This is a genomic window from Chryseobacterium angstadtii (genome assembly GCF_001045465.1).
Taxonomy (GTDB): domain Bacteria; phylum Bacteroidota; class Bacteroidia; order Flavobacteriales; family Weeksellaceae; genus Chryseobacterium; species Chryseobacterium angstadtii.
This window is the reverse complement of the sequence record NZ_LFND01000002.1, coordinates 1-24,131: the sequence shown is the minus strand read 5'-3', so window position 1 is coordinate 24,131 and position 24,131 is coordinate 1. Positions and strand designations below refer to the sequence as shown.

The window sequence follows — 24,131 nt, the reverse complement described above, 5'->3', positions numbered from 1 at the left end:
CCACTTATTTTTAATTAAAGTTATGTCAGATACATATCAAGCCGAGGATATCCGCCAGTTGACGGAAAAAGTAAAAGAAAAGAACTACTTATTTTCCCTTCTGCGAAAGGAAATCAACAAAGTGATTATTGGGCAGGAATATATGATAGACCGCCTTTTGGTGGGACTTCTTGGGAATGGACACGTTCTTCTGGAAGGGGTTCCGGGGCTGGCAAAAACTTTGGCCATCAAAACTTTGTCGGAAGCTGTTCACGGCGAATTTTCAAGGATACAGTTTACACCGGATCTGCTTCCTGCGGATGTAGTGGGAACCATGATCTTCAATATTAAAGACAACGATTTTTCTATAAAAAAAGGCCCTGTTTTTGCCAATTTTGTACTGGCGGATGAGATCAACCGTGCTCCGGCAAAGGTGCAGTCGGCTCTTTTAGAAGTGATGCAGGAAAAACAGGTGACTATTGGTGATGAAACCATGAAGCTGCCTAAACCTTTTCTGGTACTGGCTACTCAAAACCCGATAGACCAGGAAGGAACGTATCTGCTTCCGGAAGCGCAAAGTGACCGTTTTATGCTGAAATGTAAAATAGACTATCCTAATTTTGAGGATGAAAGAACGGTGATGAGAATGGTTTCTACCTCGCATCAGCCGGTTATTAAACCTGTTATTTCGCTGCAGGATATTGTAGATGCCAAAGAACTGATCAATCAGATTTATCTTGACGAAAAAATTGAGAAATATATTCTGGATATGGTTTTTGCAACACGTTATCCTGAGAACTACGGACTTTCTGAACTTAAAAATTATATTGGTTTCGGGGCTTCTCCGAGAGCATCCATTAACCTTGCCATTGCATCAAGAACCTACGCATTTCTGAAGGGAAGAGCTTTTGTAATTCCTGAAGATGTAAAAGCATTGGCACAGGATGTATTGAGACACAGAATAGGTCTTACTTTTGAGGCAGAAGCAGAAGAAATCTCTTCAGAAGAAATTATCAACAGAATTTTAGCAAAAATACAGGCACCCTAATGAGTGAAGTGATTATCAGAAAGGCAGTCCGCGAAGATTGCCCTCCTATGCTGGAGCTAATCAGAGAATTGGCAGAATATGAAAAGGCGCTTCACGAAGTAACCCTGACTTTAGATGAATTTATCGAGGATGGCTTCGGGAAATCTCCGGTATGGGGCGCTTTTGTAGCTGAACTTAATGATGAGATCGTTGGAATTTCGTTATACTATGACAGATTTTCAACCTGGAAAGGAAGAAGATTGTATCTTGAAGATCTGGTAGTGACCGAAAGAATGAGAGGAAAGAAGATCGGTAAACTTCTGTTTGACGCTACCCTGGAATATGGAAAATCAAACGAATACAGCGGAATGGTTTTTCAGGTGTTAAACTGGAATGAACCGGCTATTAATTTTTATAAGAAATACAGCCCGAGTTTTGATAACGAATGGCTGAATGTTTCGATTGAATTGAGAAGTTAGAGGAAGGTGAAGAATGAAAAATGAAGAATGAAGAATGAAGAATGAAGAATGAAGAATGAAGAATGGAGCGTCGCACATATCCCGCAACCCGAACCCCGCAACACAACAATGGAAATAAAAGATATTGTAAAAAAAGTAAAGCAGATAGAAATCCGTACCAGAAAGAAGACGGAAGCTTCGCTTATGGGTCAGTATCACAGTGCTTTTAAAGGACAGGGGATGACGTTCTCCGAAGTGCGCCCGTATCAGTTTGGTGACGAGATCCGCAGAATCGACTGGAATAAAACAGCCAGATTCCGCGAACCGTTTGTAAAAGTAATGGAAGAAGAAAGAGAACTTACCATGATGATTCTGGTAGATATTTCCGCTTCTATGGATTATGGAACAAAAGGTCAGCTGAAAAGAGAGTATGTGGCCGAAATTGCAGCCAGCCTCGGGTTTTCCGCTGCCGGAAACAATGATAAAGTAGGGCTGATACTGTTCGCCGATAAAGTATATAAAGTGATTCCGCCTCAAAAAGGCAGAAAACATATTCTTTCCATCATCAGTAATATTCTGACGGCAGATTATGTGCCCGCCGTATCGAAAATTGATAAGGCAATGGAATACATGATGGGGATTTTTAAAAGGAAATCTCTGGTTTTCCTGTTCTCGGATTTTGAAGATGCATATGATTCCAAAATGCTTCGGGTGGCTTCAAAAAAACATCAGCTGCTGGGAATGAGAATTTACGATGAAAAAGACAATGAAATTCCGGATGTAGGCTATGCCCTTCTGTACGATGCTGAAACGGGAAAAGAAGTATGGGCCAATACTTCCAGTGCAAGATGGAGGTATACGTTTGCGGAAGCTCAGAAACAGAAAGTCCGCGCTCTGGAAGAAGATTTTGCCAACAGCTCGGCCAGTTTTATGAACATGAACACAGGAGCTGATTATTCGAAAATGCTGTATAATTATTTCCAGAAAAAATAAATTAAAAATAAATAAAGGCTCCGGCCTCCATTACAATTATTTGAAATTGAAAAAAATACTATTCATACTTTCTTTTTTAATCTGTGGAAATGCTTTTTCGCAGATCCTGTCTTCCCAGCTTGAAAAGAAGACGATCGCTTTGGGGGAAGTCAACCGTTTAGTTATTAAAATTGATGATATTCATGAGATGCAGGTGATTTCTGCACCTAAGAATGAATTGTTGCCTTTTCACTTTGAGGAAATAAAGGACAGTATCGGGCAGAATCAGAATTCCTACGAAAGAAAAATTGAATTTTCAGTATACGACGAAGGAAAATTCACCATTCCCGAACTTGAATTCAATGTGGGAGGTAAGATTTTAAAAACCATTCCTTATGAAATTGATGTGATCAATACCGCTCAAAAGGCAGATCAGATCAATGATATCATGAAGAATAAGGAAGTGAAACTGGAGACCAAAGATTATTGGGAGCTTTATAAATTTTACATTTTGGCTGCTTTGGCGGTGATTGCCCTGATTATTGCTGTAATTATGTTCATTAAATGGGGCAGAAAATCCAAAAGCTCGCCGGTGGTAGCTACCAATCAGACTTTAAAAGAACTGGAATCCTTAAAAAAGAAAAAATACATTGAAGGAGGTAATTTCCGCTCTTTCTATGTTGAATTAATAGAAATTTCAAGAACATTCATTGCCAAACAATACCATCTTCCGGCAGATGTTCTTCTTACGGATGACCTTATCGAGGTGATGAAAAAGAACAACACCATTTCGCAGGAAAATGAAAAAATTGTGGAAGATGTGTTTTTAAGAGGAGATCTGGTGAAATTTGCCAAGACCTTCCCTGATCAGGCTACTATGGAAAAAGATTTTGCGGACATACGGGATTTTGTGAAGAGATCATCAAAAGATTTAGAATTTGAAAATTTAAGAAAGGATGTTTAATTTTGAATTTTACAGTCCCTGGTTTCTGCTGCTTTTTCTGCTGTTTATTCCGCTACTCGTTAAGGATGCAGGTGGAAAGAAAAAGAAAGGAATCAAAGTGCCTACCGTTCAGAATATGGGCGACAGCGGAGGAATCCGTGCCGTGCTTTTTTTGCTTAAATTCTCCAAATACATTATTCTTTCTGCACTCATCATTGCGATGGCCAGACCGAGAACTTTTACCGTTTCTCAGGACAGGGATGATACCAAAGGCGTAGACATCATACTTTCCATAGACGTTTCTTTGAGTATGCTGGCCAAAGACCTTAGCCCGGACCGTATCACAGCTCTGAAAGATATTGCCGTAAAATTTGTCCAGAAACGCCCGAATGACAGAATAGGCGTTGTGGCTTATGCTGCGGAAGCATTTACAAAAGTTCCGGTAACTTCGGATCATCAGGTAGTTATTGACGAAATCAAAAACCTCAATTCTGCAGGCCTTGAACCCGGAACAGCTATCGGAGAAGGGCTTTCTGTAGCCGTAAATCATCTTATTAAAAGCAAAGCCAAAAGTAAAGTGGTTATTCTGATGACAGACGGGGTTAGCAATATTCAGAATGCAATACCTCCACAGCTTGCCGCAGAACTGGCCAAGAACAATAATATAAAAGTATACTCTATCGGGATAGGAACCAACGGTTTTGCCCTGATGCCCACTTCACAGGATATTTTCGGGGATCTGATTTTTACGGAAACAGAAGTCACCATTGATGAAAATACGTTGAGAGAAGTAGCGCAGACTACAGGCGGGAAATATTTCAGAGCCACTTCCAACAGCAGTCTGGAAGAAGTGTATGACGAGATCAATCAGCTGGAGAAAACAGATATTAAAGTTTCCAAGCTGTACAACTATGACGAGTATTTTAAAATCTTCCTTTGGATAGCATTGGGAATGCTGTTCTTTGATGCACTGCTGCGATGGGTATTATATAAATTTTTAAGCTGATGAATTGGTCGTTAGGAAATTACTGGTATTTATTGCTGCTGTTGCTTCTGCCGCTGCTTTCTTCCTTTCTTGTCCGTTTTCTGAAATGGAAAAAGAAGAGAAGAGAGATTTTTGCAGACAGTCAGTTTCATGATAATTTATTTGAAAAAAGATCGGGATTTACAAAATTCTTTCCGGCTTTATATCTTTTAGGAACCCTGTTTCTGATATTTTCCATTATTGATCTGCTGAACGGTTCGGAAGAAGTAAAAACCAATCAGAGGCTTAATAATGTTATTTTCATGCTGGATGTTTCCAATTCCATGAATGCGGAAGATATTGATCCCAGCCGTCTGGCAGAAGCAAAAAATCTTATGCTGGGCACCATGAAGAAGATGAATAATGATAAAATCGGGATTGTGATTTTTGCAGGAGAAGCTGTTTCCATAATGCCGCTTACGACAGATTACGGATCTGCAGAAACGTATATAAGTGCTTTGGAGACCAGTTCTATGAAGATTCAGGGGACCGATTTCCTGAAAGGCATGCAGGTGGCTGCTGAAAAATTTAAAAATGTCAGCAAAGGATCGAGAAAAGTAATTCTGCTGAGTGATGGTGAAGATAATGAAGGGAATGACAATGCAGCGATCAGATTAGCCAATAAAGAAGGCATTTCCATAACATCGGTAGGAATAGGAACAGAGGAAGGAGCTCCGGTCCCTGAATATGTTTTCGGACAGCTGATGGGATATAAAACGGATATGGACGGCGGAACGGTGATTTCCAAAAGACAGACGGAAGCCCTGAAGAAAATGGCGGAGTCTACCGGAGGTGATTATATCGACGGAAATAACATCAATGAAGCTCCCGATAAAATCATGGATGCCATGAATAAAAAAGCCTCATCTGCACAAACTTTAGTAAGATCTCAAAATGCCAATCACTATTATCAGTATTTTTTAATAGTTTCCATTTTCTTCTTCTTTTTAATTTATATATTGAACCCGAAAAAAGATTTCAACATATAATATTCTATGCATTGCTGATCAGGATTTTAAATAAATACTTTAACCGAACTTTAACAAATACAAGTCTGTTTATTAACATATAAACGAATAATTTTGCAGGTAATGAATACTAAAATCATTTTTTTATCGTTTTTTATTGCTTTTTCTTTCTCAGGTATCATGTTTGGGCAGGAAAATTACAGAACATTAGTGTATGAAGGCAATCAGAAATTCAACGGTAAAGACTATGATGGAGCGTCTTCTAAGTATATGGAAGCTGTAAAAGTGAACGAAAAGGACTTTACTGCCCATTATAATCTGGGAAATGCTTTGTATAAAAGTAAGAAGTATGAAGAGGCCAAAGCAGAATTTGACAAAGCTCAGAAGCTTTCGCAGACTCTGCCCGATAAAGCAGCGGCTCTTCATAACCTGGGGAATAGCTATATGCAGATGAACCAGCCGGAGAAAGCAGCAGACTATTATAAGCAGGCCCTGAAACAGGATCCTTATAATGAAGCAACCAGAAAAAATTATGAAATTGCCAAGCTGAAAGAAAAAGAAAAGCAGCAACAGCAAAAAAACGAACAGAATAATTCAGGAAAAGGCGGAGGAGGAAATGATCAGAATAAAAATGATGATCAGAAGGGCGACAAAAAAGATCAAAAACAGGATCAGGGAAGTGGCCAGAAAAATGAAGGGAAAAGCGAACAGGGAGATGCCCCTAAGCAGGACCAGAACAATGAAGGAAAAATGCCAAAGAACCTTGAAAATGCCATTTTAGATAAAGTAAGCGAAAAAGAAAAAGAAACCGCCAGAAGAATCTTAAACAAGAACTCTTATTCGATGCCTCAAAGCAACGAAAAAGATTGGTGATGCAGAAAAGACTGATTTACATATTATTTATTCTTGCTTCCGTAATTTCTTACGGACAGGTAAATCTTTCCCTGGAAACAGATAAAGCCGAGTACAATGGCAAAGACATCGTTAACCTTACCATCATTCTTGAACTTAACGGAAGCGAGCTTGTACAGCAGACCGGTTTCCAGCTTCCTGACCTTTCCAAATTCAATATTATAGGAAGTGGCTCCGTAACCAATACCTTCATAGATCCGGCTACGAATACCCTTATTACCCAAAAAGTATCAAGGATTGCCCTTGAGCCTAAGAAAAAAGGGAAAATTAAGATCGGTTCCGTACTGGTAACCGTTAATAATAAAATTTATAAGACCGAACCTTTCGATGTTAATATAAAAGAGATTCTCGACAGAAGGTCTCTTGCCGGGAATATGTCCGCGGAGATGTATATGAACATGGAAATTGAAGACCGTGACATTTATCAGGATCAGGCCACGGTAGCTGTTCTGAGAGTGTATTCTAAAAACATGGACAATTTCAGAAAGGTGAAAGATGTTCATCTTCCACATCAGGATAATATCAATGTACATCCTGTAAGCTTCAGCAAATCCGAAATAGATCCTTCGGCATCCGGAAATATGGCTTCTCAGATTGTTGCCGTATTTATGGTATTCCCGAATGAGTCCGGCTATGTAGAGGTTCCGTCTGTATCGGCTTCGGTAAGCTCTTATTCGAATAAAAATAAGATTGTCTCCAATAAGGTTAAACTTAATGTGAAAAAACTGCCGGAAGGATCACCTGAGTGTTTTAAAAATGCAGTCGGTAATTTCAACGTGAGTGTTTATAATGCATCTAAAGATAAAATAGAGGTTGAGAAACCCATTAATGTCATTGTAAAAGTTTCAGGAGAGGGGAATCTTCCAGATATGTATCTTCCTAAGATCATTGCTTCTCCGGATTATGAAGTATTCAGTCCTAAAATTACATCCAAAGTTGCACCGGGAACTACCGGAATGAAAGGTGAAATTTTAGCCAATTATGTGGTTATTCCTAAAAAACCGGGTCCTATTTCTATCCAGACGGAGCAATTTGCTTTCTTCGATCCTGCGAACCGCGAGTATGTAGATCTTGGGCAGAAAACCCTTGCTCTGAATGCTTTTTCACATGAGCAGATCCTTGAGTCCCGTACAACGGTTGAAAAAGTAAACGAGTATACCAATACCCTTTTGGAAACGGTGAATACACCCGTTCTGAAGACCACTACATTAAAAGTGAAAGAGAAGAGTAAGTTTCACTGGAACATTCTCTTTACCAATATTGCCATTCTTGTAGGATTGTTTGTGATCTATCTTTTATTTAAGACTTGGCAAAAAAAACGAGCGTTAGTTAGAGAAACTACATCTTCCAAACCTCTTGGTTCTGTGGCAGAAACAGAAAGCGAGATCAGAGAAACATTAAAAACAGACATAAACGATTATTTCAGCTATCTTGAAAATCTTAAAGATCAGGCAGATTATCCGAAGTTTTTCGATACTCTGGAAGAAATGGATCTTGATGTCAGAAAGCAGTATTTTCAGAGCTCTCCGGAGGATTTCAGACTATTTTTAGAAACTCATAAAGGATCTTCCGTGGCGGAGCAATACAGAAACCTGATCCAAAGGATTCAGATGGAGAAATACTCGCCCCTTAAATCACCGGAAGGAATGGAGGAACTTTTGAAAGCGGTTGTTAATTTGTATTCACAAATTAGCAAATAATTATTTTTTTTTCATATTTTTGCGAAATTATTAATTACAAAGAGATGGAAATATTTAATGATTTCTCTATTAAGGAAATCTTTACCTGCTTTATGGTTCTTTTTGCCGTAATCGATATCATTGGGTCTGTTCCGATTGTGGTAGGTCTTCAGCAGAAATTTGGGCAGATTGAAGCCGGAAAGGCATCTATTACTGCGGGAGTTATCATGATTGTTTTTCTGTTCGTAGGAAATAAAATTCTTAAACTTATCGGAGTAGATGTAAACTCTTTTGCGATTGCAGGAGCTTTTGTGATTTTTATCATAGCCCTTGAAATGATTCTTGGAATTGAGATCAACAAAACTACAGAAGCAAAGGCTGCATCCATTGTCCCTATTGCATTTCCGCTGGTTGCAGGAGCTGGAACTCTTACCACAACGCTATCTCTCAGAGCTGAATTTCATGATATTAATATTATTTTAGGAATTGTTCTCAATACAATTTTCGTATATTTGGTGCTGAAATCAGCGAAGTGGCTGGAAAACAAAATGGGGGAGGCTACCCTGTCTATTCTTCAGAAGGTTTTCGGGATTATTCTTTTAGCGATTTCAATAAAATTATTCACCGCAAACTTTGCCCAATTGGTGCAGAATTATATTAATTTTTAAGAATCATGCAGAAGTTTTATAAAGTATTTCTAGTTGTGTTTATCGTTTTCATTGCCATCAATCTTTATGCATTAGACTGGCAGACGGATCTTTTATCAGAAGATAACCTGAAGTTTGTATTTTCAATTGCTTCAGCAGTTCTTGGTCTGATTTTACTTTTTGTATTAGATACCTGGAGCAGAATCGGAGTGAAGAAATAATCTCGGAATTACATTATTCTAAATAATAAAAACCTCTTTCATTGGAAGGAGGTTTTTTGTTTTTTGGGGAGGTGGCTGAGGCACCCGAAGCCACCTTATATTTGCTACAGAAGAACATTTCCTGTAATCTTTTAATCTTTGAATTTTTAAATCTTTTAATAAAAAACGGTCTCCTCCAGTCATAAAAAAACTTTATTCCAATTGTGACTGAGGCTCCCAAAGCCACCATTTCCTAAGAAACCACAAGATTTTTCAACACCGCTTCCGATTTCAGTTCTGTTTCCTGCCATTCTTTTTCCGGATTGCTTTGCGATGTAATTCCTCCCCCTACAAATACATGAACGGAGTCTTTGTATAGTTTCGCGCACCTTAGATTTACAAAAAACATCACATTCTCATCGGTTTCCACTTTAATAAATCCGGCATACAGCTCGCGGGGAAATTTTTCAAATTTCTGAATATTCTGCTTACAGAAATCTTTTGGAATACCGCAGACTGCAGGAGTAGGGTGTAAGTCGCTGATCAGGTTGTCCAGATCTTCCGGGTTTATCTGAGCCTTGAAGTCAGTTCGGAGGTGTTTGATGTTTCCGGAAATATGATCGTAGGTTTCAGACATCTCTATGGATCCGGAATAGTTTCTGAGGATATTTTGAATGTATGAAGTAACCGGTTTCTGCTCTTCAATTTCTTTTTCTGTCCATTCTTCAGATACAGGAAGGGTTCCTGCCAGGCTCATTGTTTCGAACTGATGGGTCTTTTTATTGAATTTTCCAAGTGTTTCGGAAAAAGCCCCCATCCAGGCGTTTTCTCCGTTGTTGAAAATATATCTGAATGCGTTGGGGTAAGATGCGCAGAGTTTTACAAAACTTTCCTTAAAATCAATGCTGTTAAAGTCTTTGAATATCTTTCTCCTTGAATAAACCAGTTTAGGAAGCTGATAGTCTTTAATGACTTCAATAATTTGGTGAAGTGTATCTGTATATTCCTCTTTCGTCTCAGCTTTGAAACGGCTCCCGTCTTTCAACAGATCTTCACTCATAATATCCGTTTTTTCAAACTGTCCGGAGGCTTCTGTGATGCTTCCTTTAAAATCAATCTGTCTTAATACATCAAAAGAGTGAAAACTGACGGATTCCGTGTTTTGTTTTTGATCAGTGGAATATAATGTTTCGTCGAAAGGAAGTTTGAAATAAATCATTAATTATGGGTAGGTTTTGAAAATCACCAGCTGGAAATAGTATAGGAAATTCCCAGGTTGATTTTCCTTTCAGCAAAGGTATTATTAGTCTTAAAAATGTCAAAATTAAAAGAGCTGTTTTTTAAGGAAATATTTTTCATTGTATAGGCCTGATATTCTAATGAAACTAGAATTTTTTGCATGATTCTGTATTGTATACCCATAGAATATCCTATGTTGATGTTTTTTGACTTAAAATCATCCAGTTTGTTGATGATATTATTCTCAGGAACCATAAACTGCATTTTATAGATATTCCGGTTGGCTAAAAATCCAACAAAAGGGCGTATCCTTTTCCACTCATAGAAAATTTTCAGCTGGGCTGCATATTCGAAGTGTTTATCACTGAATTTCTGAAAAAGGAGAGGCTGGCGGTCATCTGTAAAATAATAGCCGTTCAGCCAGGTTTCTTCCCGATTGGCATCAAGATTAAATGTAGAATTCCAGTAGTAAACATGAGCGGACAGCATCATTGAAAACCGTTTATACATATTTCTTGATATCCATAATCCTGCATTGAACCCGGGCTGTTGCCTGTTTTTGGATGATTCTCTCGCCCAGCTGCTGCTTTTTAAACCAATCCCGGCCCCTGTACCCCAATCAAATTTTTTAGGACTAATGATTAAACCTTTAGTTGTATCCTTAATTAAAATAAACTCATATTGTGTTGTCACAGGAATAAGATTGTCAATGACGGCAGGCTTGAAATTGAGACCGGAAGGTTTTATTTTCAAGGGCTTTTCTAAGTAAACCGTGTCATAAACAACCACTTTTTCATACACGTATACCGTATCTGTTTTTTTTCTCTGGGCACAGATAGGGTAGAAAATAAGGGTGGATAAAAGGTAAAGGAGTTTTTTTATAGGCATAACGGGTATTATCTCTCAACGTAAATGGTATCTCTCTGGATGATTTTTTTGACAACGATGACTTTTTTAGGAGCCGTTTCTACAGAATCTTTTACGGTGATTTTTGTTTTATTGGAAGTTATTTTGCTACTTTTTTCTCTGATCTCTGCACTTTCATTATGATGACCTTTTGTACTTTCTTTATTGGGCATAGATCCGGTATTGGAATCTTTAACGGTTCGGTTTGAAATTTCCGTTTTTGTTCCTTCTTCTGTTCTCTCTGTCTTGCTTTCTAAGGTTTGCATGCTTGTGCTGTTATTTCGTACCTGATTTTGATTGTAGGGACGGAAAATCATAACATAGACTGCAATAATAATAAGAAGACATGCTGCTGCAATAATTTTTGTTTTAAGGTTGATGGTTGAACCGGACTGAAAATTAATCTTTTTACTTTGAACAGTCTCCGGAATTTCAAAAGATTTGGTCGGGGTGACCGAAAAGTCTGAAAACCGGCTCCGGAAGCTCTGTGCCCACAACCTATTTCCGAAACCAAAGAAAATAAGGAGCGGGATGATTTTCTTTTTCTTTTTTTGTGTATCGGGTTTCAAGACATGGCTGACAAGATAAGTCTGGATAGATTTTTTTGCCCTCAAAAGGTGTGATTTCGAAGTATTCACGGAAATCCCAAGCATGCCTGCAATTTCAGCATGAGAATGATTTTCGAGATAAAATAAATTAAATACCGATTTATGATGGGACGGAAGACTGTCGATAGAGGAGAGCAGCTCTTCACGCGTAAAATCGTAGGCTAGAACAGATGTTTTTTCTTCCATGTTTTCACTCATCGTTGATGGTATTTCGGGTATTTCTGAAGTTTCTGTGTCAAAATGAGTTTCCCGGCTACTTTTCCGGAGATACTGCAGGGTATTGTTCACCACAATTTTCTTCAGCCAGGCGAAAAGTAATTTTTCATCTTTAAGCTGATGTTCTTTTTGCATGGCTGTGATAAAGCTGTCCTGAAGAATATCTTCCGCAGCATAGATATCCGGGATATATCTTCGGCAAATCCCCAAGAGTTTTGGGGATAATTGCGTGTAGATATGATTCCAGTCTTTGTTATTCATATTAGTTTTCTATGACGAATAAGGAGACAAATTTACCATTGGGATCAGCCATACTCTGCGATTCGACCCCATTAATAAATACTTTCTGAGCAACCCCTTGATTATTGTCACGTTGCCTGATCATATAAGAATTATCATTTAAAAACTTAATGTCAGTTATAAATTTAAAATTACCGGGATCGTTCGAAAAATCGGTCATGTTATTGATCGTATTTTTACAGTATTTGGTAGAGGCTACAAAATATTTTGCATTGCTAACCTGATCAAGTGTAAAAGTTCTGTATTCAAAAGGAACCGTGGTGAGGGCATTGTTAGATAAGTTCTTCAGATTATTAGAATTACTGGCTCCGTCCGAATAGAAAAGTAATGCATCATTTGAGTCTGCAAATATACCATTACCCACAAAAGAACTGCTTTGAGAGGTTAAGGAAGTATAGGTGCTGTTTTTATAATATCCATGTTCAAATTTTGCTGTTGCCGTATTGTATTTATGGCTGATCATGTAAAAATCTGAATTAATTATTGATAAATTAACTTCGATTGACTGGACATTATGTTTAAAAACAATGGTTTTTACTCCGTTTTTCCAATAACAGACCTCGTATTTATCCATTGGAGTAGGAGGATTTAAATTTTCAATGACACCTGTAATATAGACATCCCCGTTTTTGACCTGAAATTGCTGGAAAGAAAAATATGAACTTGCAGGAATATTCAGATATTGTTTTACTTCCTGTCTCGAATTGTTCTTCCAAAAATAATAGTCATAATTTTGTGGATTTGCAGGATTATAGGGGGAACGTGCTAAAAAATAAATGTCATTATTTTCTGCATAAACAGATATGGGTTCCAGATTATTTCCATTGACTAAGTTTGTTTTTACAGTATTCTTCCAATAGCAAACCTGGTTGTTTTCTTTTCCGGCTACGTATACATCAACTGCGTTGGTAAGTTTGTCTTCCGGTGGATCTACAATAGTTCTTGAGCAAGATGACAGTGCTACAATCACCAAAACAAAAGATAAAAGTAATTTTTTCATAATTGATCATTTTCTTGGTTACAATTATAAGATGACAAAAAAGAAAAAGGTTGCAGCAAGTATATAAAAAAAGACTCAATTTTTTTTGAGTCTTATATTCTTTATTGATGTTTTCTTTATCGCAGAATAATGTTGTTGGTCATCGTAGTATGGTTGATGAGTGTTCCTTTCTCATCTCTGATCTCGATTTCTGAGACATGCATCGTTTTTCCCTTCCTGATAAAACGTGCTGTAGCTGTTACAATACCGTCTTTCTTACTTTTAAGGTGATTGGAATTGATATTGGTTCCTACCCCGTAATATTTATTGCCGTCGATAAAAAGATTAGACAGGCTTGACCCTAAAGTTTCTGCAAGAACACAGCTTGCTCCGCCGTGCAGGATACCAAAAGGCTGATGTACCTTAGGCTGTACCGGCATAGTGGCAGTAAGGGTTTCATTTTCAACGTCAACATCGGTGAATTGTATTTCAAGTGTTTTGGCTAATGTTACACCGTTTCCCCAATTGTTTAAGAATATAAGGAGTTCTTCTTTAGTCTGACCTTTCATTTTTTATAATTGATAAGTGATGATTGATAAATGATGATGGCTTCTGGCTTCTAGCTTTTGGCATCGTCCTCTGTGCCGGTTCCCATAATATTCGGGTTCCAGTTGGCCGGAATTTTAGGTACGATATCGTTTTTAATGTAGTAATCTTGGATTTCTGCCATAATTTCGGAAAAAGGAGCAGAAGCAATTCTCTCATAAGGAATGGTATAGCCCAGATACACTATTTTTCTTTTGAAATCGCCGGCAGCAAGAACAATAGGTACTTTTGCCGCTAAGGCCATATGATAGAAGCCTTTTCTCCACTTCGGAACCCAACTTCTGGTCCCTTCAGGGGTGATGACAAGGCTGAAATCTTCCTTTTCAAACTGTTTGGCTACAAAATTTACCAGATCGTTTTTCTGGCTTCTGTCTATGCCTATTCCTCCAAGCCCTCTTACAACACTTCCGTACCAGGCTTTGGTATGGGCATCTTTGATGATGATTTTAAGAGGTTTTTCTAAAGACCAGTAGGCAAGATTTCCCAGTAAGTATTCCATGTTGTGCGTATGGGGTGCTACCACAAGGATACAACGGTTCAGGCTGTTTGCATCGCCCTGCAGAACGACCTTCCAACCCAGTATTTTTAACATCAGCTTGCCTATCAGTTTTCTCATATATTCTTTAGATTAAAAACAAAAAAGTATAACCAAACTGGTTATACTTTACAAATATATTGAAATATTATCGCTCTTAAAACAAACCGCTGATTAAATCTGCGATCTTCATTACAATTTCTAATGCAATTTGTACCATGGCTAAGGTGTTTTTAATGATTTGGTTAAATATTTTTTTAACTACACGAATTTATGACATTTTTTTAACATAGTGAACTAAATAATAATATTTTTTTCGTTTTCTGAGAGAAGAAGAGTGTGAATTTCAAACGGTTGCCTTAGATTCACACCTTCTGCACTCTCTGAAGTTAATTATTTAGTTTGTATGGAGATTTCGTCTTTCCCGTCTTTGATTTTGATGTCTACATTTTTATTCATCTTTTTGATGCTGGATTTCATAGAGTCAATCACTACATCAGCCTGATTTTTCGGAACTTTTTTTCCGTTGATAATAAGACTGTCTTTATCGTCAGAATTATATTCAATAGTAGAACCGTTTACAGAAATCTTATTCTTTTCAATTCTGATTTTTCCGTTTTCATCTTTGTCCTGGTCATCATCGTTGATGCCGTCTCCGTTAAGATCTCCGTCAAAATCAATTCCGTCTTTTTTCACAGGAATTACTACTGCGTTTTGAGGAATTACCAGTTCATAATTTACTCTGTAATGTCTGAATCTGTGCTCGTAAGGATACTTGATGTAGTTCGGAAGTATTACCTTGTTGTCTATGATTTCTACCGGAACATTGATCTGAACCGGAACGTTGTAGCCGTTTCCTTCTTTTTTAATAATCAGGTAAGGCGTTTTCACTTCAGGCTTTCTCGTTACTTCTACAGAGATATAATCTTCTTCATAAACCGTTTTTTTATCAGAATAAATATCATCGTTGTAGGCTGTGAAATTCTGAGGAATATTTACCTGCTTCACATCTACATAAAGTGTGTCTGATGTAGTATTGATCGCAATGTTTTCCGTGTCTTCCTTGCTTCCTTTGTAGATCAGGTTTTTCTTAGCCATACTTATTCCGAAGTAGGTTCCAAGTCCTATCAGTAAAAGAAACAGGCCTCCGATTACCCAGCCGATATTTCTCAGTTTGGTTTTTGGTGAGAAAATCTTGATGCTTAATAAACTGAAAAGGATTGCAGGAATTAAACTTCCGATCACCATCATGGCAGCCAATATTTTATCAAGCCCATTGTCATCCATATAGAACCTGATCTCATTAGCACCAGGGAAATCCGTATCCATTCCGAAAAGTCCAAATAGTACAAATACTCCGATAATGCTTCCTATGGCCATCAATGCAAAGAATCCTCCCACAATATACTTGAATACATTCCAAACTCCGCTTCCTGCATTGTTGATGTAAGGCTTGTTTTCGTTGTAAATTTCTCCGACCCTCTGAGTAGATTCGTTGGCAAACTGAACCAGTTTGTTAGACTCATTTTTAAGATTGTCGAAGTTCATAGGCTTTCCCTGCATTTTCAGGAAATCTGCTGCCGTTTCTGCTTTTGGAAGTACAATCCAAAGAATGACGTAAAGAAGGCCAATCAGTGAAGAAGAAATAGCTGCAGTGAAAATACCCAGTACAAATATTCCCAGCCAGATGGCTCTCATAGCGGTAATATCCATTCCTACATAGTGGGCAAGACCTGCACATACCCCTGCTACTTTTTGTCTTTCCGGATCACGGAACAGTTGTTTCTTGTCTGTATATTCAGTACCTGTCTGGTATGTTCTTTTGGTATTTTTTTCAGAATAGTAAGCTTCTTCCTGTTCTTCGATTTTTTCAGGAGTCCCGATTTGTGCAATCACTTTTTCTACATCTGTATCGTTGATCACTTCACGTTTTCCTAAAGAATCTCTGAAGATTTCTACCATTCTTATTTCTATATCGTGCATTACCTCCTCTTCCTCTGAAGCGTCCAATGAGCTTCTCAGTGCATTCAGGTAATCGCTAAGCTTTATATATGCGTGTTCTTCTATTGTGAAAGAAAAACCTGCGAGTCCTATTGAGAGTGTCTTGTTCATAGCTTTTTTTTTAATTTTTTTGAGTGATTTGGTTTACCGACGCTGTCAGTTCAGCCCATGTGTTTTGAAGTTCATCCAAGAAAAGTTTTCCTTTTTCTGTGATCTGGTAGTATTTTCTTGGAGGTCCTCCTGTAGATTCTTCCCATCTGTAGGAAAGGAACTCGCCGTTTTTCAGTCTTGTAAGGAGAGGATAGAGGGTTCCTTCCACTACATCCAGTTTTCCTTTTTTAAGTTCATCGATAAGGTCGGAAACATACATTTCACGATAATTGATGAGACTTAAAATACAGAATTCCAGAATTCCTTTACGCATTTGCGCTTTGGTATTTTCAGTATTCATCTTTAATAAGTTTTGTTAATTAGTTATAGTTTCGGAATAATACCCCTAGCTAGATTGAGCCTATTCCGATTTTACATTACAAAGATATGTAAATAAAATGGTAATATGCAATACAAAGTAGTAAAATTTTTAAAATAAATAATTTAAATTATTGATAATCAGTGAAATAAATTTTATATGAAAAATTGGGTTTTGTTCAAATTTTGTAAAATCAAGCTAAAAAACTTCAAATTATGACTGGTGATTCGTATTTTTGTTCTCAATTTTTTATTCATTCAAATGATCAATACATTATTTTTTCATAGATGTTTATCTGTATTTGTTTTGCTGGGACCTTTTTGCTTCAGTCAATATCACTTTAAGATTGATGGGGCTTCAAAAAAATATAATGTAGAAGTGAATGTGGAAGAATGCATAACAGACCGTTGCGGGAATAGGGCGGAAGTCATCATCTTCAATAAGAACAACGAAAAATTACAGACACTTACTTCCAACGATCTTGTTTTCTATTACAAGGAATATTTAAAACCTTCTACAACGAGTACAGTCACGCTTACTTCAGAAATGGTAGATGACGGACCTATTGTTTTCGGAGATTTTAATTTTGACGGAACAGAAGATATTGCTGTAAGAAACGGCAGTGGAGGAAATTACGGAAGTGCTTCTTATGATGTGTATGTCTTTAATTCAACGAAAAAACAATTCGTTCCCAGCGCAGAATTAACAGAAATAGCCAGCGCATATCAGGGAATGTTTGAAGTAGATCCCAAACGTAAACGGTTAATCACTTATGCAAGGTCAGGGGCATCTCTTCACTACACTTACGAATATCAGGTGATTCCCCATAAAGGAATTGATCTGGTTTATGAAAAAATAGGAGATCTGAGTGAAGAACCTTTCAAAGTAACAATAAGAGAAAAAATAAATAACAAATGGGTCGTTAAAAAGACATCCAAATATTAATATCAGAACAAAATGAAGATACAGAAGGAGATCGATTTTATCCTGGCAGTAGATGCCCTGAAAAATGTACAGAGAAGAAATTACAATGCAGACGATTCCAGAAGGGAAAACACGGCTGAACATTCATGGCAGATTATTATCCTGGCCCAGATCCTTTATCCATACGCTAAAAACCGTGCAGATATTGATCTTTTAAGGGTCATCAGAATGCTGTCCATTCATGATCTGGTGGAAATAGAAGCCGGAGATACCTTTCTTTTTGATGAAAAAGCAATGGTTGGGAAATTTGAGCGGGAAAAGATTTCTGCACAAAAGATTTTCGGAATCCTGGATGAACCTTTACGCAGCGAATTTTTTGAATTATGGCTTGAATTTGAGGAAGAAAAAACACCGGATGCTATTTTTGCATGCTCCATTGACCGGATTATGCCATTTATTCTTAACTCACATACGTCTGGAAAAAGCTGGACAGAGGCAGGCGTTACTGAAAAACAAATCAGAAATATGCTGGAAAATGCTATTACAAGAGCATCGGATGAGATGGGAGAGGCTTTTGAAACATTGTTGAGCAGAAGTCTGGAGACGGATAAGGTTGTAAGATAGATTTATCGCAAAGCGAAACAAAGATTTTTAAGTTATGCTTTCTTTTAGGATAAACAAAGGCGTTTCACTTAGGGAAGTAATATAAGTTTGAGGATATTATTTTTTAGATAATTTTATTTCTCGCAAGGTAAGACAAAGATTTTTTAAACTGTAGCTTTCTTTTGATAGACAAAGGCGTTTCACTTAGGGAAGTAATACAAGTCTGGGGATATTTTTTATGTGAATTTATTTCTCGCAAGGCGAGACAAAGGTTTTTTAAACCGCAGCTTTTTTAAGATAGACAAAGGCGTTTCACTTAGGGAAGTAATACAAGTCTGGGGATATTATTTTTTTATGTGAATTTATTTCTCGCAAGGGAAGACAAAGATTTTTTAAACTGTAGCTTTTTTAAGATAGACAAAGGTGTTTCAGATAGAGTAGCGATATCAACCTGGGAATATTTTAATATGATTATAGATGAGGTTTCGGGCGGCCGCAGGCCGCCCGAAACCATTTATCTAAAGTATTCTGATAGGCTTCTTGAATTCGTCAATAGCCACAAAAGTAAAATCACCTACAATAGCTCGTTCTCTTTCATAAGAATACATCTGCTCCGTATAGATTTCTACATTTACCTTCATACTGGTTTTTCCAACGTAGGAAACTTTTCCGATCAGTTCCACAATGGTTCCTGCGGGAATTGGCTTTTTGAAGTCAATTTTATCGCTGCTTACGGTTACCACTCTTTTTCTGGCAAAACGGGTTGCGGTGATAAAAGCTACTTCATCCATCAGCTGCATGGCAGTACCTCCGAAAAGGGTATCATAATGATTGGTCGTGTTTGGGAAAACCGCTTTAAAAATTCTGGTTTCGGATGCTGCAATTCTTTCTTCTGTAGTCATATTTCATTATTAATTAATGCGAAATGAAATAGATTAAAATAACAGAACAATACCAGGAACCATAGGAATTCCTGAAGCAGTCCATCAGATCAATCAACTTCAAATCGCGAAAGTTTCTTGTTTAAAGAAATAGGCAGGTCTCCTGACTTGTAACATCTTTTATCCCCTTCCCGTGCCCTGCACAGTGGCTCTTTGATAAAGACTTCAGTTACTTACAGTTGCGCGACAGTCCGTGATTTTCACACGGTTCCCTTTTAATCTGCGTTAAGCAGAACCAGTTTCTGTGATGAATAAGCGCTAAACTTTTTCAGTGCAAAAATAAGAATATTACAGAGAAAAAAGGCAATTATTCCGGACTATTGTAAATAATCTGGCTCATTACTCTTCCTTCCTTGATTGCCCAAAGTGTGACATATCGGTTCTCACCGGATCCATTGATCATATAAAGATAGATGTGATCATTGTCAAGAGCAGTTACCCCAACATTGTTGAAATCCATGGTAGGCTGGAACATGTTTTTAATAGCTTCCCTTACAAACACAGAGCCTCTTCCCGGCTGTTGCACACGAATAGATTTGATCTCCGTCATGCCTTCAGGAAGTGCATCTTTGATTCCCCACGGTTTAATTTTATCTATGGTAAGGATTTTTCCATCGGCATCTTTTTCCTGCTTTCTGTAGCCGGCATTCGATGGATAAACATCAATCACCACTTTGGTTCTTTGAGATGTAGGAATTTTAGGGTTGCTGTTATCAGTAAAAATAAGTGATTTCCCGTTCTTGGATTTAGAAGGAGTAAACTGAGGCAGCTGATCGATGTAAGCAATACGCTCTTTGTTCACCATACCTTCTTTCTCAAGATTTTCATATCGTACAAAAGGCTTCTCATCGTCCTGTTTTTCCGGATATTTAATCCAGATCCATTCCGTTTCTCCGGGAGCAGGTTTTACATAAACGAATACATCCCCTTTACGCATACGGATCTTGTCTACTATTTTTCTGTAGTTATCCTTGTGTACACGTACATTGGCGTAGCCTTCCTCAGCTTTTACAACACCGAAAGGAACTTTATTCTGCCCTTTGACAAATGCTAAAGAAAAAAGACTGAAAGCGGATAGGTACAATGCTCTGTTTATGAAAATCATGGGATGAAATTTTTTGATCCCCCAAATATATAAATTAAATGTTTTAGAAATAAGGAAAATGCAACCCTTCTGAGCTTCATAAAAATAAATAAACTAAAATAGCGCTGAAAAATCCAGCGCTATTTTTTATAAATTTAAAAGTTGTAAAACTACCAATAAGTAAATCGTAATCATAATTGCCACATCATCACATCATCAAATCACCACGTCTTCGCATTATCACATCATCAAATCCTCTCCAATTCATCCGCATTAATCGTCGTCTTGAAAGTACCATAATTCACAGTCACTTTATTCTTGGAAATTTTTTCAATGGTTCCTACGCTGGTACTTCCCGGAATACGGACGCGTTGTCCTTCCTTCATCCACACGGCACGGTCTATTTTACGTTTTTCTTCCAGTTTTTCGTTGGTTTCCGCAATTTTTTCAATGACCTCTTCTTTTTTAAGCTGCTGTGTGATCTTTCTTTTAACCACCTGAAGACGTTTTGATTCATCTTTATCAGCCCCTATTTTTCTGAATTTTTCTTGTTCAAGAATCTTCACGAAATCTTTCACCACATCTTTTCGTGACCTTCCTTTTACATAGCTGTCGATAAAAGCTTCAATTTTATTCCCGAATTGAAGTTTGCGGTGTTCCTCTTCATACAGTTTTTGGAAATTAAAAAGCTTCTGCTGCAACTGGTCATTCAGTTTTTGCAGATTATCACGTTTGTCTTCCACAGACTCTTTTCTTTCGGCAAGATCTGTTTTCAGTTTTTCAACTTCGAACTTTTCCTGCTGAAGCTTTACAATCGTTTTATCCAGGTTAACAATATCATGTTCTACCTTCTTTTTCGCCGCATGAATAATGAATCTTGGGATCCTGTTCTTCTCTGCTACTTCAAAAGTGAACGAACTTCCTGCCTGCCCTACTTCCAGTTTGTACATGGGTTCAAGAGTCTCTTCATTGAAAAGCATGGCTGCATTTTCAGCATTCGGAAGCTGCTCTATCACCAGTTTAATATTGGTATAGTGTGTGGTAATAATGGCAAAACTCTTTTTATCATAGAAATACTCCATGAAACTTTCTGCCAGTGCCCCACCAAGTTCAGGATCAGATCCTGTCCCGAATTCATCAATAAGCAAAAGTGTATTGGCATCGGCCTCACGAATAATCCCGGACATTTTTTTAAGCCTGGATGAATAAGTAGACAGATGATTCTCTATCGATTGATTATCACCAATATCCGTCATGATCTTTTCAAAGAAAAACATTTCAGATCTTGGATGTACAGGAACCAGAATTCCGCTCTGGATCATCAGCTGGAGGAGTCCCACTGTTTTCAGCGTAATGGATTTTCCTCCGGCATTCGGACCGGAAATACAGATAATCCGGTTATGTTCCGTTAATGAAAGTGTTTGAGGGAAAATAGTTTTATTTTCCGCTTTATTTCTCAGCCATAACAACGGATGGAAAGCATCTTTTAATTTTAATGTCTTGTGGCGGTTGATCTTGGGAAGAACTCCATTCACCAGTTCTGCAAATTTTGCTTTTGCTCTCGTAAGATCAAGATCAAAAATATATACCTGATATTTCCAAAGCTGTGGTTGAAATTCTGCCAGTTCACCGGTAAGTTTTCTGAGGATTTTGTCTATTTCTTTCTTCTCTTCCTCTTCACTTTCACGAAGCTTAAAATAGTGTTTTACTACGCTGTCCGGTTGAATGTAGGTAATAGAACCTGTTTTTGAAATTCCCAAAACCCTTCCTGCAACCCTTTTCTTGAACCCGGATTTTACAGCTAAAACCCTCATATCCTCAATAATCGTTTCACGGATATCGTCCAGAAAATCGCTTTGCCCGTAATTGAAAAGTGCCCGGTTAAAGTTTTCCTGAATCGCCTTTTTGGCATGCTGAATTTCAGTTCTGAGCTCTTTTAAAACAGGAGAAGCATCACTTTTCACTTCCCCGAAACGGTTAAAAACTTTATCTACCTTATCAATAATCTCTTTTTTAAACTCCAGCACAGAAACATCTTCAATTAAAGTAGGGAAGGTTTCCGGCATGGTTGGGAAAAACTTCTGAAGCTTTCCTATCTGTTCTGTTAAGGTTTTTATTTTAATGAAAGCACTGTTTTCCAGACGGTAATTCTCAATCAGCATTAATTTCAGCTCACTTTCGATATCTTCATATTCATCGAACGGAATTGCATTTGAGCTTTCAAAACTCGAAAGATATTCCGACGTTTTTTTCAGTGAAAGCTCCGCCTCGTCAATTTCCATGGGACGAAGTTGAAGAATTTTTTCTCTCGTTTTCGGAGAATACGCAAATGGAGAGATTTCCGCGAGCAATTGCGGAAACTCTAATTCGTTTAAATCTTCTTTATTTATATACACACTGCAAATTTAGTGAGAAAATGTGAATCTCCTGACGGACAATTTGAAAATGAAAAAAATTGAAGGGTAGTGACTAATTATCTTTCAACTTAATTTTTTTATGTTTTTATTTCAAATGAACAGAATTCTGTTTCAAAAACTCGTCCGGTTGGGATATTTCTATTAATAAATTATTGGTATAAAATACGTCAGGTTCTGTCGCTTTGCTGAGATATTTTTGTATTCTAAGGAGGTGGTGTTCATAGAAAAATACTCAAAATTGATATTATTTATGTTAAATCTTAATAATAGTATTTTTCACATGTTAAAAAATGTTAAATTTGATTCGAAATTATAAAAACTAATATTAAATACACAAAAGATGAAGAAATTCTACTTGGGTGCATGCACTTTATGCACCGTTCTTGGGTTATCTGCCCAGGAAGTATTGTGGCAGAAAGATATCCAATCTTCTTCGCAGGATTTTTTAAGCCAGGTTACGACGACTATTGACCAGCAGTATCTTATTTCAGGGAGTTCAATCCAGTCAAAAAGCCAGACGCCAGCAGCTAATAGCCAAAAGCAAAACAATGGTTATGATTTTCATTTGATAAAACTCAATCAGCAAGGTGAGCAGGTATGGGAAAAATACCTCTCCGGGAATAATCACGACTATTTGTCGGCTTCTGTAGCCACTCAGGAAGGGGGATTTCTTCTGGCAGGAACTTCTTATTCCGGAAAAGGTTTCGATAAAAAAGAAGATTCCAAAGGCGGATCTGACATCTGGCTCGTAAGACTCAATGAATTTGGAGATGAACTATGGCAGAAAACTTTGGGCAGCTCTTCGGATGAGGAAGCGAGATCTGTTATTCAGACGACGGATTTGGGATTTTTTGTAGCCGGTAACAGACAAAGTTCCCTTCGAGAGCCTCAGGGAACTAATGGTTACGGTTCCAAAGATGTCTTGATTTCAAGATTGGATAAAAATGGAAAAGTACTTTCTGAAACCATTCTCGGTGGAAAAGGCCTGGATGAAGTGGAGAAAATAATTCCTACGAAAGATGGAGGAGCACTGTTAGGGATTTACTCCAGAAGTTCCACAAGCATCAATGATAAAAGATCAATGATCAATGATGTAAAGCAGCCTAATAGAAATGGGGCGTCTTCCAGTATCAATGATCATTTATCAATCATCAATTATTCAAAGAATTCCGAAAACTCCGGCGAAAGCGATTATTGGATCGTCAAGCTCGACAAAACCGGAAAAGTAGAATGGGAGAAGAATTATGGAGGAAAAGGGGATGATCATATCAGAACATTAGCCTTAACATCAACAGGCTATTTAATCGGTGGTGAATCAAGATCCGAAAGATCAGGGAATAAAACAGTTGGAATTGAAGAAGGTACAGATCTTTGGCTGCTTTCTTTGAATGAAAGAGGTGAAGAAATCTGGCAGAAGTCTTTCAGTTTCGGAAACAGGGATATTCTGATGGGAATGAGTGTGATTCAGAGCCAAGATTCAAGAGCCAAGAACCA

General features: G+C 37.6%; 24 protein-coding genes and 1 riboswitch. Of the genes, 13 read left to right on the top strand and 11 right to left on the bottom strand.

Features of this window, described 5'->3' with window-relative positions:
• The first annotated feature begins 22 nt into the window (after window positions 1-22).
• The 10 genes from ACM46_RS05475 (at window position 23) to ACM46_RS05430 (ending at window position 8,830) form a co-directional block, all read left to right on the top strand.
• A complete protein-coding gene (locus ACM46_RS05475; RefSeq protein WP_048505646.1) occupies window positions 23-1,027 on the top strand; it encodes an AAA family ATPase in 1,005 nt (334 codons plus the stop codon).
• Window positions 1,027-1,485: a GNAT family N-acetyltransferase gene (locus tag ACM46_RS05470; protein ID WP_048505645.1), complete on the top strand. Its 459-nt coding sequence runs from the start codon at window positions 1,027-1,029 to the stop codon at window positions 1,483-1,485. The genes ACM46_RS05475 and ACM46_RS05470 overlap by 1 nt, the downstream gene beginning before the upstream one ends.
• A gap of 108 nt (window positions 1,486-1,593) precedes the next feature.
• A complete protein-coding gene (locus ACM46_RS05465; protein WP_048505644.1) occupies window positions 1,594-2,457 on the top strand; it encodes a DUF58 domain-containing protein in 864 nt (287 codons plus the stop codon).
• Window positions 2,458-2,503: 46 nt separating this feature from the next.
• Window positions 2,504-3,400, top strand: a complete 897-nt coding sequence (locus ACM46_RS05460; RefSeq protein ID WP_048505643.1) for a BatD family protein — start codon at window positions 2,504-2,506, stop codon at window positions 3,398-3,400.
• Window positions 3,393-4,385, top strand: a complete 993-nt coding sequence (locus ACM46_RS05455; protein ID WP_048505642.1) for a VWA domain-containing protein — start codon at window positions 3,393-3,395, stop codon at window positions 4,383-4,385. Before ACM46_RS05460 ends, ACM46_RS05455 begins: the two co-directional genes overlap by 8 nt.
• A complete protein-coding gene (locus ACM46_RS05450; protein WP_048505641.1) occupies window positions 4,385-5,392 on the top strand; it encodes a vWA domain-containing protein in 1,008 nt (335 codons plus the stop codon). Before ACM46_RS05455 ends, ACM46_RS05450 begins: the two co-directional genes overlap by 1 nt.
• A 102-nt stretch (window positions 5,393-5,494) precedes the next feature.
• A complete protein-coding gene (locus ACM46_RS05445; RefSeq protein WP_053082672.1) occupies window positions 5,495-6,244 on the top strand; it encodes a tetratricopeptide repeat protein in 750 nt (249 codons plus the stop codon).
• Window positions 6,244-7,983: a BatD family protein gene (locus ACM46_RS05440; RefSeq protein ID WP_048505640.1), complete on the top strand. Its 1,740-nt coding sequence runs from the start codon at window positions 6,244-6,246 to the stop codon at window positions 7,981-7,983. Before ACM46_RS05445 ends, ACM46_RS05440 begins: the two co-directional genes overlap by 1 nt.
• Before the next feature lie 44 nt (window positions 7,984-8,027).
• Window positions 8,028-8,630: a MarC family protein gene (locus tag ACM46_RS05435; protein ID WP_048505639.1), complete on the top strand. Its 603-nt coding sequence runs from the start codon at window positions 8,028-8,030 to the stop codon at window positions 8,628-8,630.
• 5 nt (window positions 8,631-8,635) lie between these two features.
• Entirely contained in the window at window positions 8,636-8,830 is a 195-nt protein-coding gene (locus ACM46_RS05430) for a hypothetical protein (protein WP_034728849.1), read from the top strand.
• A gap of 232 nt (window positions 8,831-9,062) precedes the next feature.
• On the opposite strand, the gene ACM46_RS05420 is transcribed toward ACM46_RS05430, so the two are convergent.
• The 8 genes from ACM46_RS05420 to ACM46_RS05385 all read right to left on the bottom strand — a co-directional run bounded on the left by ACM46_RS05420 (window position 9,063) and on the right by ACM46_RS05385 (window position 16,650).
• Window positions 9,063-10,028: a chorismate-binding protein gene (locus ACM46_RS05420; protein WP_048505637.1), complete on the bottom strand. Its 966-nt coding sequence runs from the start codon at window positions 10,026-10,028 to the stop codon at window positions 9,063-9,065.
• A 23-nt stretch (window positions 10,029-10,051) separates the two neighbouring features.
• Window positions 10,052-10,936, bottom strand: coding sequence for a hypothetical protein (locus ACM46_RS05415; RefSeq protein WP_048505636.1), 885 nt, complete (start codon window positions 10,934-10,936; stop codon window positions 10,052-10,054).
• A gap of 8 nt (window positions 10,937-10,944) precedes the next feature.
• Complete coding sequence (locus ACM46_RS05410) at window positions 10,945-12,039, bottom strand: RNA polymerase sigma factor (RefSeq protein WP_048505635.1); 1,095 nt, start codon at window positions 12,037-12,039, stop codon at window positions 10,945-10,947.
• Window position 12,040: 1 nt separating this feature from the next.
• Entirely contained in the window at window positions 12,041-13,078 is a 1,038-nt protein-coding gene (locus ACM46_RS05405; RefSeq protein ID WP_048505634.1) for a hypothetical protein, read from the bottom strand.
• Window positions 13,079-13,194: 116 nt separating this feature from the next.
• A complete protein-coding gene (locus tag ACM46_RS05400; RefSeq protein ID WP_048505633.1) occupies window positions 13,195-13,626 on the bottom strand; it encodes a PaaI family thioesterase in 432 nt (143 codons plus the stop codon).
• 50 nt (window positions 13,627-13,676) lie between these two features.
• Entirely contained in the window at window positions 13,677-14,279 is a 603-nt protein-coding gene (locus tag ACM46_RS05395; RefSeq protein ID WP_048505632.1) for a 1-acyl-sn-glycerol-3-phosphate acyltransferase, read from the bottom strand.
• A gap of 312 nt (window positions 14,280-14,591) precedes the next feature.
• Window positions 14,592-16,310: a PspC domain-containing protein gene (locus ACM46_RS05390; RefSeq protein ID WP_048505631.1), complete on the bottom strand. Its 1,719-nt coding sequence runs from the start codon at window positions 16,308-16,310 to the stop codon at window positions 14,592-14,594.
• Between the two features lie 10 nt (window positions 16,311-16,320).
• The gene (locus tag ACM46_RS05385) at window positions 16,321-16,650 is read right to left on the bottom strand and encodes a PadR family transcriptional regulator (protein ID WP_048505630.1); all 330 of its coding nucleotides are present in this window, start codon (window positions 16,648-16,650) and stop codon (window positions 16,321-16,323) included.
• Between the two features lie 279 nt (window positions 16,651-16,929).
• Between ACM46_RS05385 and ACM46_RS05380 the strand changes: the two genes are divergently transcribed.
• Window positions 16,930-17,613, top strand: a complete 684-nt coding sequence (locus tag ACM46_RS05380) for an FG-GAP repeat protein (RefSeq protein ID WP_048505629.1) — start codon at window positions 16,930-16,932, stop codon at window positions 17,611-17,613.
• 12 nt (window positions 17,614-17,625) lie between these two features.
• Window positions 17,626-18,216, top strand: coding sequence for an HD domain-containing protein (locus ACM46_RS05375; RefSeq protein ID WP_048505628.1), 591 nt, complete (start codon window positions 17,626-17,628; stop codon window positions 18,214-18,216).
• Between the two features lie 497 nt (window positions 18,217-18,713).
• Here the strand turns inward: ACM46_RS05375 and ACM46_RS05370 are convergent, their stop codons facing one another.
• The 3 genes from ACM46_RS05370 to ACM46_RS05360 form a co-directional block, all read right to left on the bottom strand.
• A complete protein-coding gene (locus ACM46_RS05370; protein WP_048505627.1) occupies window positions 18,714-19,097 on the bottom strand; it encodes an acyl-CoA thioesterase in 384 nt (127 codons plus the stop codon).
• Window positions 19,098-19,212: 115 nt separating this feature from the next.
• Window positions 19,213-19,391: riboswitch (cobalamin riboswitch) on the bottom strand.
• 52 nt (window positions 19,392-19,443) lie between these two features.
• Window positions 19,444-20,241: a hypothetical protein gene (locus ACM46_RS05365; RefSeq protein WP_048505626.1), complete on the bottom strand. Its 798-nt coding sequence runs from the start codon at window positions 20,239-20,241 to the stop codon at window positions 19,444-19,446.
• A 227-nt stretch (window positions 20,242-20,468) separates the two neighbouring features.
• Window positions 20,469-22,616: an endonuclease MutS2 gene (locus ACM46_RS05360; protein ID WP_048505625.1), complete on the bottom strand. Its 2,148-nt coding sequence runs from the start codon at window positions 22,614-22,616 to the stop codon at window positions 20,469-20,471.
• A 361-nt stretch (window positions 22,617-22,977) separates the two neighbouring features.
• Here ACM46_RS05360 and ACM46_RS05355 point away from each other — a divergent pair.
• The coding region (locus ACM46_RS05355) for a hypothetical protein (protein ID WP_048505624.1) at window positions 22,978-24,131 on the top strand (1,154 nt) is incomplete at its 3' end.

Coding starts and splice junctions, on each gene's coding strand:
- ACM46_RS05475 (WP_048505646.1), top strand. CDS start 23: ATGTCAGATACATATCAAGCCGAGGATATCCGCCAGTTGACGGAAAAA.
- ACM46_RS05470 (WP_048505645.1), top strand. CDS start 1,027: ATGAGTGAAGTGATTATCAGAAAGGCAGTCCGCGAAGATTGCCCTCCT.
- ACM46_RS05465 (WP_048505644.1), top strand. CDS start 1,594: ATGGAAATAAAAGATATTGTAAAAAAAGTAAAGCAGATAGAAATCCGT.
- ACM46_RS05455 (WP_048505642.1), top strand. CDS start 3,393: ATGTTTAATTTTGAATTTTACAGTCCCTGGTTTCTGCTGCTTTTTCTG.
- ACM46_RS05450 (WP_048505641.1), top strand. CDS start 4,385: ATGAATTGGTCGTTAGGAAATTACTGGTATTTATTGCTGCTGTTGCTT.
- ACM46_RS05445 (WP_053082672.1), top strand. CDS start 5,495: ATGAATACTAAAATCATTTTTTTATCGTTTTTTATTGCTTTTTCTTTC.
- ACM46_RS05440 (WP_048505640.1), top strand. CDS start 6,244: ATGCAGAAAAGACTGATTTACATATTATTTATTCTTGCTTCCGTAATT.
- ACM46_RS05435 (WP_048505639.1), top strand. CDS start 8,028: ATGGAAATATTTAATGATTTCTCTATTAAGGAAATCTTTACCTGCTTT.
- ACM46_RS05430 (WP_034728849.1), top strand. CDS start 8,636: ATGCAGAAGTTTTATAAAGTATTTCTAGTTGTGTTTATCGTTTTCATT.
- ACM46_RS05420 (WP_048505637.1), bottom strand. CDS start 10,028: ATGATTTATTTCAAACTTCCTTTCGACGAAACATTATATTCCACTGAT.
- ACM46_RS05415 (WP_048505636.1), bottom strand. CDS start 10,936: ATGCCTATAAAAAAACTCCTTTACCTTTTATCCACCCTTATTTTCTAC.
- ACM46_RS05410 (WP_048505635.1), bottom strand. CDS start 12,039: ATGAATAACAAAGACTGGAATCATATCTACACGCAATTATCCCCAAAA.
- ACM46_RS05405 (WP_048505634.1), bottom strand. CDS start 13,078: ATGAAAAAATTACTTTTATCTTTTGTTTTGGTGATTGTAGCACTGTCA.
- ACM46_RS05400 (WP_048505633.1), bottom strand. CDS start 13,626: ATGAAAGGTCAGACTAAAGAAGAACTCCTTATATTCTTAAACAATTGG.
- ACM46_RS05395 (WP_048505632.1), bottom strand. CDS start 14,279: ATGAGAAAACTGATAGGCAAGCTGATGTTAAAAATACTGGGTTGGAAG.
- ACM46_RS05390 (WP_048505631.1), bottom strand. CDS start 16,310: ATGAACAAGACACTCTCAATAGGACTCGCAGGTTTTTCTTTCACAATA.
- ACM46_RS05385 (WP_048505630.1), bottom strand. CDS start 16,650: ATGAATACTGAAAATACCAAAGCGCAAATGCGTAAAGGAATTCTGGAA.
- ACM46_RS05380 (WP_048505629.1), top strand. CDS start 16,930: ATGATCAATACATTATTTTTTCATAGATGTTTATCTGTATTTGTTTTG.
- ACM46_RS05375 (WP_048505628.1), top strand. CDS start 17,626: ATGAAGATACAGAAGGAGATCGATTTTATCCTGGCAGTAGATGCCCTG.
- ACM46_RS05370 (WP_048505627.1), bottom strand. CDS start 19,097: ATGACTACAGAAGAAAGAATTGCAGCATCCGAAACCAGAATTTTTAAA.
- ACM46_RS05365 (WP_048505626.1), bottom strand. CDS start 20,241: ATGATTTTCATAAACAGAGCATTGTACCTATCCGCTTTCAGTCTTTTT.